Raw genomic sequence first — 10,544 nt, forward strand, 5'->3', positions numbered from 1 at the left:
CCCGAGTCCCCAAGCGCGCACAATCACGTGAGGCAACGAACCCGCCCTCGCGCGCATCTTGACGTGAGGCAACACGGACTTTCCCGTTACCGATGAGACGGGTGTGGCGTACGGCACCATCTCGCTCTCGGCGCTGCGAGCGGTCGGGACTCCGGAGCACCGGGGCTGCCCTGCCGTCCCAGCTAATCGGGCCGGAGTTGGCTGCCGGCGCGTGGTGGTGCTGGGGCATCGTGAATGGCCGCGAACTCCTTGTGGGCCCTCTTCAGGCGCAGGTATGTGGATCGCCCTTTGGATTCTCAGCTCGTACTTGGATCGTGTGGCGTTGCAATTGCATAGCCCCAGGTAGAACAGTTCTCGTTCGGAGCGCCAGCTTGCGAGGGAAACGGCGAGCGATCTGTAGCGACCAGGGAATATAGGTTACCTGCGGGTAGCTTCGCCTGTTTTGCGTGAGCGAAAATTATTAGCCGCATAGGAATGAAAATGGTGCTTGACTAGGCAATATTGGCTCGAAATGTGATCGCCATCACCAGAAATCCGCGATCGGATCAGGAAATCTTTATTTTTCCCTAGACATCACAAGTTTATCCGGAGTAGCTTTCGCCTTGTTCATGTCGGCAGTTGCCGGGCAGGGCGACCGTCGAGATGTGTCGGGCTTACGCGATATGCGGAGCACAACATAAGGAGACGGTCGTGCAGCAAACTCTTCGCCCCTACGTCACCGCCGGCATCGTGATGGTCGGGAGCGGCTTGGTCGCGGTCACCCCGGCGGCCACCCCGGTGGCAGAAGTCTCCGTCGTCCGGGATGTGGCGCTGACCGCCGACGGCGGCATCGTAGGCAGCCTGCTCGGGACCTGGCAGGACGTGTGGAATGCAACCTCGGACAATGTGTCCCGGCTTCTGCAGAACTACTACCTGGCGCCGAATGTCAGCTTCCAACAGTTCTTAGCCAACCAGGGCGACTTCTGGCAGCAGGTGTTCGACGACCCCACGAAGCTCAACAGTGTCATGGCGCAGATGCAGGACAACCTGGAGAAGGTGCTGACCGGCTACTCGCTGGGGGGTGCATCCGACGAAACCATTGCGACCGTCCAGAACCACATGCTCAGCGCGGGGGACGGCGCCACCGACCTGCTCGGCCACATCGGGCTGGTGCAGCTGCTGCCGCAGTTCCTGCCGGCCGGTATCGATCCCGCGATGGTGACACCGATCGTCAACTTCCTGTCGTCGCCGCTGAGCGGGATGATCATGGGCATGATCGGCCCGGGCATCAGCCCGTGGGTGGCGCTGCTCAACAGCATCGAGGCGAACGACAGTTTCACCGACACCCTGGCCAACATGTCCGGCGCGTTCTTCAACGGCGCGACACTGAGTCTGGATTCCTTGCTGCCGCTGATCAACCACGCCGGATTCTTCCCGCCGGGGCTGAGCATGGAACATCTCGACATCGCGTTCGGCGGGTTGTTCACCCCGGGCTCGGTGGCCGTCGGCCCCTATGAGGTGCTGGGTACCGGCGGGCAGGTCGCCGATTCGGTTCCCGCAGTGGGCGGTTCGATCTTCAACAGCATCGGCCTCGACCTGGGCGGCGTGCCCCTGCTCGGCAGTCTGAGCATCGCCAGCCAGGCGATCGGTCCGATCGGGTCCTGGCTGGCCTGGGACCAGACCATCGGTGCGCTGCTCGGATCCGGTTGGGACGGCAAGGGACCCGTCGTGGTCACTCCACCCGGTGCCGGGATCGACCTCCCCAACATTCCGGACGTCCCACCCCCCGACATCAGCGACACCGACCCGGGGTCGAGCCTGTCCACCGACTGGCTGGGCGACTTCTTCGGACTGTTCAGCTGATTCGGCTCCGTGACTCGATCCCAGACCCCAACTACTCGATAGCACTGCTTTCACACAGGAGAGGTGTTCGCACATGACTCAGCACAGCAGCAGCCGAAGTGGCCGTCGCGGTAAGCGGGTGATCGGTGCCGGCAGCGCGGTGGGTGCGTTCCTGGCATTCGGGATGGCGCCGATGGTCAGTGCGCCGGCCGCCCAGGCCGACGACTTCGGGCTGGACGGTCTGTTCGACTTGTTCTTCGATCCATCACCGGCCGATGGCGGCGCCGATTGGTGGGCCAACGGCCTGGACTGGCTCACCGGCTCCGACGGTGTGTCGGCGTCGCTGGACTCCGGTGTTGCGGCCGGTGGCGCCTTCGACATGGCCAGCATCATCGACCAGTGGTTCTACACGCCGCTGCACACCGGTCTGGAGTTGTGGATCAACAGTGACTTCGGGTCGGTGGTCAACGGCTGGATCAACGACATCGCCGGGGTCTACCTGATCGGCGACGGCGCGGCCGGCACCGCGGAGAACCCCGACGGTGGCGCGGGTGGCCTGTGGTTCGGCGACGGTGGTGCGGGCTGGGACAGCGACGCGGCGGGAGTCGACGGCGGCAACGGCGGTAACGCCATCGGCATGATCGGCAACGGCGGCGCCGGTGGCGATGGTTTCGGCGGCAGTGACGGCGGCGACGGCGGGGCCGGTGGCATCTTCATGGGCAACGGCGGTGCCGGCGGCGCGGGTGGAGCCGGTATCGGCGCCACTCCCTTCGGTACGGGCGGCGCGGGCGGCAACGGTGGTGACGGCGGCTTCTCGGCGGCTTGGTTCTTCGGTAACGGTGGCGTCGGTGGGGCCGGCGGCAACGGGGTCGACGGCGCTAACGGATCATGGAGCGCGGCAACCAGTCCCGGTGCCGGCCAAGGCGGCGGCAGCGCCGGCTGGGGCGGTGCCGGCGGGCGTAGCGGCTACATGTTCGGCAGCGGCGGCGACGGCGGCCGCGGCGGGACCGCGGGCAACGGCGGCGACGGCGCTGCGGGCACCGCTGAAAACCTCAATGGCGGCAACGGCGGCTACGCCGGCACCGGCGGCCTCGGTGGCGAGGCCGGGGCACGAGCCTCGGCCGGCGTCTACGGTTCGGCGCTCTACGGACATGCCGGCAACGCGGGCGCGTCCAGCATCTCCGGGAACGGCGGTGACGGCGGCGACGGTTACAAGGACGGCACCGGCACCTATCTCGGCGACGGCGGCAAGGGCGGTGCGGGCGGAGATGGAGCCCCGTCGTCCGGCGGCAACAACCGTCTGGGTGTGGACGGCGGCGCCGCCGGTAACGGCGGTGACGGCGGCGTCGGAATTAACGGCGGCGACGGCGGCGCCGGTGGCCGGGGCGGCGGCATCAGCAGCGACGCGGTCGCCAATGCCGGCAACGGTGGCAACGGTGGTAGCGGCGGCAACGGCGCAGCCGGCAATGGCGGCAACGGTGGGGCCGGCGGGGGCGGCGGCACGTCCACCGGCGCCGGCGCCAGCGGCAACGGCGGCAGCGGCGGCAATGGCGGTAACGGCACCGCCGACCAATCCCTCAAGACCACGGGCGGCAGCGGCGGCGCCGGCGGCGCGAGCAACTTCGGTGGCGTCAGCGGAAACGGCGGCAACGGTGGATCCGGTTCGTACGCCGGCGGCAATGGCGGGGCCGGAGGTTCGTCGGCCGGCGCCGGTGACGGCGGCGACGGTGGAACCGGCGGCAACGCCAGCGGCTGGAAGGACACCGAGGGCGAGCAGTTCGCCGCGGGCACGGTCTTCGGCAAGGGCGGCAACGGCGGCGCCGGTGGCAGCGGCGGCAGCACCGGCGGCTACGGCCGAAGCGGTGGACTCGGCGGCGACGGCGGCGCCGGCGGCAATGGACCCACCACGGGCGGGGCGGTCGGCCAGGGCGGCAACGGCGGTAACGGAGGCACCGGCGGCAGCGCCGTCACAGGCCTCAACGGCAGCCTCGGCGGTAACGGCGGCGCCGGCGGCAATGGCAGTGCGATCGGCGGCAACGGCGGCAACGGCGGTGGGGGCGGCGGCGCCATGACCGGATTGGGGGCCAACGTCACCGGCACTGGCGGCAACGGTGGCAACGGCGGGGCCGGCGGCACCAGCGGTGGCGTGGCAATGCCCACCAACACGTCCGGCCTGACGAGCCACGCCGGCAACGGCGGCAACGGCGGTTCCGGCGGTATGAGCCAGTTCAACGCTCCCGGCAACGGTGGTGCCGGCGCTGCCGGCGGCAACGCGTCCGGCAGTGTGGACGCCGGTAACGGCGGCAACGGTGGTGCCGGCGGTATGGGTGGCAGCGGCAACATCGGCAGCAGTTTCCCGAAGGAGGCCGGGGGCGACGGTGCCGTCGGATACACCGGTGGCATCGGTGGTGCCGGCGGGGCCGGTGGCACGGCCCAGGCCGGTGACGGTGGCGCCGGCGGTAAGGGCGGTACCGGCGGTATGGGCGGTACCGGTGGAGCCGGCGGGAACGGCCGCGTCGACGACGGCGGCAACGGCCTCGACGGCGGTAACGGTGCCGCGGGTGGCGTTGGCGGAGTCGGCGGCGCCGGTGGTGCTGGCGGGGCCAGCACCAGTGGCGCCGATGGGACCGGCGGCAATGGCGGAGACGGCGGCGCCGGTGGTACCGGCGGGAACGCCGGGAACAGCGGTGTCCCCACTGGGACCGGTAAGGCTGGGACGCCCGGAAACCCGGGCACGGGCGGCGCGGGCGGCGCCGGTGGCGGCGCCGGCAGCCCGGGCGGCACGCCGGGCGGCACGGGGGCTACCGGGGCCAACGGTCAGCCGGGCACCTGAGCCGAGGGGTCAATCGCGGTCGCCGGGTCCATCACGGACTCGGCGATCGCGGTCGGTCATACGGCGCAAGATAATCCGGGAAGCGCTCTGGAATGACGTTCTCTAGGAACGCTTCAGGGGGCTTGTGATCTGCTCACAGGCATCGGCGATCTCCGATACCTGCGGCCGACTCAACGGGCCGATGAAGTGGGCCCGGACCGAATCTGCGTACGTGGTCATGGCCTGTTTCACAGCTTCTCGCCCCTTGGCGGTGATGGTCAGCATCACCCGGCGGCGATCCCAGGGATCGACGTTCCGCTGCAACAGGCCATGCTCTTCGAGCCGACGAATATGTCTGGTGAACCGGCTCGGAAGTGATGGCAGCGACTTGGGGAGCTCGCCCATTTGAATTCGCCCGGTGGGGGATTCGCCCACGACTGCAAGCACGTCCACCTCGATCAGTGAGAGTCGGTGTGCATCATTCAACCGCTGGTCAAGCATCGCGGTCATTCGCAGCGTGGTGTCCAAATAACTTTGCCACGAGTTGTATTCGTCAGCATCGAGTTCGCAGCCACTACATCGAGGACGGCTCATCGCACGCTCGCCATCAGGCGATGTTAGCCCGACATCGGTTTCCAGTCAGCCGATTTCGCGAATCGGTGACTTACCGCGGCACGTGAAAATCCACCAGCGCGGCCGATCCCAGCTCCACGTCCGCCCAGCTGCCGGCGACGTGAAGAACGGCGATTCCCGACGTCGGGTACTTCTCCGAGATCCGTTGGGCTACGGCGGCCTCGGTGCCGGGGCCGGCCAGTCCCAGTGCGACGCTCGACATCGCCGGCTCGTGACCGATCACCAGCAGCGTGTCGACGTCATCGGGAACGGTGTTGATCGTCGCGATCACGGTTCCGGGGGCCGCGTCGTAGAGATCGTCGACATAGCGCACCGGTGCGGCCAGCGCCGTCCGCTCATACGTCGCTCGGGTGCGGGCGGCGGTCGAACACAGCACCGCATCAACGGCCGGCTCGTGGGCACGCAGCCAGTCCCCGGCCAGCCCCGCTTCCCGGATCCCGCGCGTCGCCAACGGGCGCTCGTGGTCGGTCGCCCCGGGCGGATAGTCCGACTTGGCGTGCCGCAGCAGGATCAGGGTGCGGTGAGTGCTCACCCGCTCCAGGGTAGGGGTGGCCGATATCGCCCGCGCTATCCGACTCGCAACGATCTCACCGTGATCTCGGTGGTGCTGAAGTGCCGGATGTGGCACACGAGTACGACGCGCGGTTCGGGTTTGCGGACCTGCCGATCGAGGTCCGCGGGCTTGTCGGTGACCGGCCATACACTCGCGATGCCCGGCCGCCGGCCCGGCGGAAAGGGTCAGGACCGACATGCGATTCGTGCACACCGCCGATTGGCAGCTCGGCATGACCCGGTACTTCCTGGCCGGCGACGCCCAGCCGCGTTACTCGGCGGCCCGGCGCGACGCGGTGGCCGGGCTGGGAGCGCTGGCGACGGAGACGGGCGCGGAGTTCGTGGTCGTCGCCGGGGATGTGTTCGAGGACAACCAACTCGCCCCTGAGGTCATCAGTCAGTCCCTGGAGGCCATGCGCACCATCGGGGTGCCGGTCTATCTGCTCCCCGGAAACCACGATCCACTCGATGCCGCATCCGTCTACACCAGCGCGTTGTTCACCGCCGAGTGCCCGGACAACGTGGTGGTGCTCGACACCGCCGGCGTGCATCAGGTCCGTCCCGGCCTCGAGATCGTCGCCGCGCCGTGGCGATCCAAGCGCCCCACGACCGACCTGGCGGCGGCCGCACTGGACGGCCTGGCCGCCGATGGCACTATCCGGGTCCTGGTTGCTCACGGCGGTGTCGACGTGCTGGACCCTGATCCGAACAACCCGGCACTGATCCGGATGACTGCCCTGCAGGACGCCCTGTCTCGCGGCGCGATCCACTATGTCGCCTTGGGGGACAAGCACTCTCGCACCCAGGTCGGGGAGACGGGCCGCATCTGGTATTCCGGTTCGCCAGAAGTCACCAACTTCGACGACATCGAATCCGACCCCGGCCACGTGCTGGTGGTCGACATCGATGAGGCCGACGGCGCCGTGAGCGTGGACTCGCGCCACGTCGGCCGATGGCGTTTCCTGACGCTGCACCGCCAGCTCGACACCGGCCGGGACGTCACGGACCTGGATATCAACCTCGACCAGCTGCCGGACAAGGAACGCACCGTAGTTCAGCTGGCGCTGACGGGTTCACTCAGCGTCACCGACCGGGCCGCCCTCGACGTCTGTCTGGACCGGTATTCGCGGCTGTTCGCCTGGGTGGGCACCTGGAAACGTCATACCCACCTGGTGGTGGTCCCCGCCGACGGCGAGTTCGCCGACCTCGGAATCGGCGGTTTCGCCGCCGACGCGGTCGAGGAACTGGTCGCCGCCGCCCGCGGTGTCGACACCGGTGCTGCCGACGACGCCCACGCCGCGCTGGCGCTGCTGCTGCGCCTGGTCGATCGGGGAGTGGCATGAGACTGCACCGGTTGGAGCTGACCAACTACCGCGGCGTGGCGCACCGAGAGATCGACTTCCCCGACCACGGCGTGGTGGTGGTGTCCGGCGCCAACGAGATCGGCAAGTCCTCGATGATCGAGGCGCTTGATCTGTTGCTGGAGTCCAAGGACCGCTCCGCCAAGAAAGACGTCAAACAGGTCAAACCCACCTACGCCGATGTGGGCGCCGAGGTCACCGCGGAAATCAGCACCGGGCCTTACCGTTTCGTCTATCACAAGCGCTTCCACAAGGCGCCCCGGACGCAACTGACCATCGTCGAACCGCGCCGCGAGCAGCTCACCGGCGACGAGGCGCACGAGCGGGTCCGCGCCATGCTGGACGAGACCATGGACACCGGCCTCTGGCAGGCCCAGCGGGTGTTGCAGGCTTCCTCGACGGCGGCGGTGGACTTGTCCGGATGCGATGCGCTGTCGCGGGCGCTGGACGTCGCCGCAGGTGACACCGCCACCCTCAGCGGAACCGAGCCCGTGCTCATCGAGCGCATCGATGCCGAGTTCGCGCGCTACTTCACGGGGACCGGGCGACCCACCGGGGAGTGGGCCGCTGCCATCGCCGCGCTGGCCGCCGCCGACGCCGAGGTGGCGCGCTGTGCGGAGTTGCTCGCCGAAGTGGACGACCGGGTGCACCGGCACGCCGAGCTGTCCGAGCAGTTGGCGAAGTTGACCGACGAGCAAGCCGCGGCGGACTCCCGGTACAGCGCAGCGCAGGCCGCCGGCGCCGCGATCGCGGAGTTGCGCGGCCGGCTTCGCGACGCGCAGTTGGTGGCCACCGCGGCCAAAGCCACTGGCGCCGCCACGGACAGCGCCCACGCCGAGCGGATCCGGCAGCGCGACGAACTCGAATCCCGGACCGCCGCGATCAGCCTGCTGGACAACGAGATCGACGGCGCCGCCGCGGCACAGGGCACCGTCGATACCGACGCCGCCGCGGCCGACACCGCTGCGGCCGACGCCGCGCAAGCCGTGGACGCCGCCACCGAACGCGCCGCATCCGCCCGTCGCATTGTCGACCAACTCGCCGCTCGCGACGAGGCGGATCGGCTCGCTGACCGGCTCGCCCGGCTCGACGCCACCGACCGCCAGCTCGCCGAGGTAGCGGGCGAGTTGACGCGGATAGTCGTGACCGAGCCGATCCTGCGCCGGATCGAAGAAGCGTCGGCGGCCTGCGACCGGAGCGAGGCGTCGCTCGCCGCGATCTCGGCGACACTGGAGCTCGCCGCGATCGCCGACATCGACCTGGTGATCGCCGGCGAACCCACGGCGCTGCCCGCCGGCCAGAGCTGGTCGGCGACCGTCACCGACGGCCTTGAGGTCGACGTGCCCGGCCTGCTGCGGGTGCGTGTCCGCCCCGGCGACAGTGCTCGTGAGGCCAATGTCAAACATGCTGCGGCACAAGCCGAACTTGCCGATGCACTGGCGGCGGCCGGCGTGACCGATCTGGCGCAGGCGCGCCACGCCGACCAACGGCGCCGCGAACTCCAAGGCAGCCGCGACCAGTTGGCCGCCACCCTGGCAGCGTTGCGCGGTGACGAGGAGATCGGGGCGTTGCGTACCCGGCTGACTCGGCTGCGCGCCGAGCAGGGCGAGATCCCCGCCGGGATCACTCCCGAGCAGGCCCGCGCCGACCGTGACGCGGCCGAGGCGCTGCGGACGCAGGCTGGCATCGACTGCGAAGCCCTGCGCCGCGCCGCCCAGGATACGACGGCCCGCCGCACGGAAGCTGCCACGCGGCTGGCGCTGCTGCGCGACAAGGTGGCGGCGCAGCGCGGTGAGCTGGAGGCGGTCAGCCAGCGTCTTGCCGCACAGCGGGCGACGGTCAGCGATGACGAGCTGGCGGCCGCCGCCGAGTCCAACGCGCAGGCTTTGCGCACCGCCGAGAAGCGCATGGCGGAGTTGTCCGAACAGCTGGGAGCCGCCGCACCCGAGGCGATCGACGCCGAACTGACCGCAGCGGACACCGCTGCGCAGGCGCTGCGGGCCCTGCACGCCGAGACCGCCCGCGCGCTGCACGAGGTGGAGGTCGAGCTTGACGTGTTCGGCACCCAGGGGCGGCGGGGCCAGCTCGACGCGGCACAGACCACGCGGGAACACGCTGCGGCCGAACACGATCGGATCGGCCGCCGGGCACGCGCGGCGGCGCTGCTGCGGTCCACCATGATCCGCCACCGCGACGACACCCGGCGGCGCTACGTCGAGCCGTTCCGCGCCGAGATCCAGCGACTGGGCGCGCATGTGTTCGGTGCCGATTTCGAAGTCGACGTCGACACCGACCTGAAGATCTGCGCGCGCACCCTTGGTGGGCGCACCGTGCCCTATGAGTCGCTGTCCGGTGGCGCCAAGGAACAGTTGGGCATCCTGACCCGGCTGGCCGGGGCGGCACTGGTGGCCAAGGAGGACAGCGTCCCGGTGGTGATCGACGACGCACTCGGCTTCACCGACCCCGACCGGTTGGAGAAGATGGGCGCGGTGTTCGACGCGGTCGGTTCGCACGGCCAGGTGATCGTGTTGACCTGCAGTCCGGATCGCTACCGCAGCGTCACCGACGCCCACCGCATAGACCTGACCGCTTAGCTAATCCGGAGTATTACTGGCTGGCCCACGGGTTGATCAACTCGACGCCGAGGTCTCGGAAATGCCGGATGTTGCGGGTGGCAAGCGCCGCCTTTCTGGCGACGGCGATTCCAGCGATCTGGACATCACGCACCTCGACGGGGCGGCCCTCGCGACTGCCCCGCGCCGCGAGGCCGGCAGCGGCCACCGCGGCCGGCTGATCGAATGTCTGCACGCGACCGTCGAGGTCCTCGGCGAGCAGTTGCGTGAACGCCAGCTCGAGGCGCCGACGACGCTGGCTTGGCTCGAGTAGTTCCAGTCCGGTCCACACCTCGAAGACTGTGACGGATGTCGTCCAGATCGACTCGGCCGGCAGGCCGTCGAGCCACCGCACCACCACGTCGTCTGGCCGCTGCTGCATCAGCGCGGAGATCACGTTGGTGTCGAGCAGGATCACTGGTCGCCGAACTCCGCCGGGCGCACAGGATGTCCGCGCAGCTCATCGATCTCCCCGTCGAGACCGACTTTGGCGAATCGAGCCGAGATTCGTGAGCCGAGTCGAGCTGGCGGCTCGTCCGCGTCTCGGACCGCGTTGCGCAGGATCTCGCGCACCTCCTCTTCGGTACTGCGGCCGTGTCGGCGGGCGCGCTGGACCAGCTTTTGTTTGACGTCGTCATCAAGCTGACGGATCAGTATCTGAGCCACGTCAGAATGATATCGTGCTATCACCAGATGGTGACCTCGCTCTCTTGGCGGCGAGAACCTCACCGATCATCGGTTCACCTACGGCAT

General features: G+C 69.1%; 8 protein-coding genes. 4 read left to right on the forward strand and 4 right to left on the reverse strand.

All coding sequences use genetic code 11. From position 1 onward, the window contains the following. The first annotated feature begins 690 nt into the window (after positions 1–690). On the forward strand, positions 691–1,842 hold the full coding sequence (gene gjpA / locus ACJH71_RS21240; RefSeq protein WP_406759963.1) for an outer membrane porin GjpA: 1,152 nt from the start codon (positions 691–693) through the stop codon (positions 1,840–1,842). A gap of 73 nt (positions 1,843–1,915) precedes the next feature. Continuing rightward, on the forward strand, positions 1,916–4,654 hold the full coding sequence (locus tag ACJH71_RS21245; protein ID WP_406759964.1) for a PGRS repeat-containing protein: 2,739 nt from the start codon (positions 1,916–1,918) through the stop codon (positions 4,652–4,654). A gap of 102 nt (positions 4,655–4,756) precedes the next feature. On the opposite strand, the gene ACJH71_RS21250 is transcribed toward ACJH71_RS21245, so the two are convergent. Then, entirely contained in the window at positions 4,757–5,227 is a 471-nt protein-coding gene (locus tag ACJH71_RS21250; RefSeq protein ID WP_406759965.1) for a MarR family winged helix-turn-helix transcriptional regulator, read from the reverse strand. A 70-nt stretch (positions 5,228–5,297) separates the two neighbouring features. Next, positions 5,298–5,798: a SixA phosphatase family protein gene (locus ACJH71_RS21255; protein WP_406759966.1), complete on the reverse strand. Its 501-nt coding sequence runs from the start codon at positions 5,796–5,798 to the stop codon at positions 5,298–5,300. A 217-nt stretch (positions 5,799–6,015) separates the two neighbouring features. Between ACJH71_RS21255 and ACJH71_RS21260 the strand changes: the two genes are divergently transcribed. Beyond that, positions 6,016–7,161, forward strand: a complete 1,146-nt coding sequence (locus tag ACJH71_RS21260) for an exonuclease SbcCD subunit D (protein ID WP_406759967.1) — start codon at positions 6,016–6,018, stop codon at positions 7,159–7,161. After that, positions 7,158–9,773 (forward strand): AAA family ATPase, encoded by a 2,616-nt coding sequence (locus ACJH71_RS21265; RefSeq protein ID WP_406759968.1) that lies wholly within the window; start codon positions 7,158–7,160, stop codon positions 9,771–9,773. Before ACJH71_RS21260 ends, ACJH71_RS21265 begins: the two co-directional genes overlap by 4 nt. Positions 9,774–9,786: 13 nt before the next feature. Here the strand turns inward: ACJH71_RS21265 and ACJH71_RS21270 are convergent, their stop codons facing one another. Together ACJH71_RS21270 and ACJH71_RS21275 are read right to left on the reverse strand one after the other, a co-directional pair. Further along, positions 9,787–10,209, reverse strand: coding sequence for a type II toxin-antitoxin system VapC family toxin (locus tag ACJH71_RS21270; protein ID WP_046302242.1), 423 nt, complete (start codon positions 10,207–10,209; stop codon positions 9,787–9,789). After that, positions 10,206–10,457 (reverse strand): FitA-like ribbon-helix-helix domain-containing protein, encoded by a 252-nt coding sequence (locus ACJH71_RS21275; protein ID WP_406759969.1) that lies wholly within the window; start codon positions 10,455–10,457, stop codon positions 10,206–10,208. Before ACJH71_RS21275 ends, ACJH71_RS21270 begins: the two co-directional genes overlap by 4 nt. Positions 10,458–10,544 lie beyond the last annotated feature (87 nt).

Source organism: Mycobacterium sp. SMC-15 (genome assembly GCF_045310925.1).
Classification (GTDB): domain Bacteria; phylum Actinomycetota; class Actinomycetes; order Mycobacteriales; family Mycobacteriaceae; genus Mycobacterium.

Bases quoted from the DNA above. Each gene is read 5' to 3' on its own strand.
- ACJH71_RS21245 (WP_406759964.1), top strand. From the start codon at position 1,916: ATGACTCAGCACAGCAGCAGCCGAAGTGGCCGTCGCGGTAAGCGGGTG.
- ACJH71_RS21250 (WP_406759965.1), bottom strand. From the start codon at position 5,227: ATGAGCCGTCCTCGATGTAGTGGCTGCGAACTCGATGCTGACGAATAC.
- ACJH71_RS21260 (WP_406759967.1), top strand. From the start codon at position 6,016: ATGCGATTCGTGCACACCGCCGATTGGCAGCTCGGCATGACCCGGTAC.
- ACJH71_RS21265 (WP_406759968.1), top strand. From the start codon at position 7,158: ATGAGACTGCACCGGTTGGAGCTGACCAACTACCGCGGCGTGGCGCAC.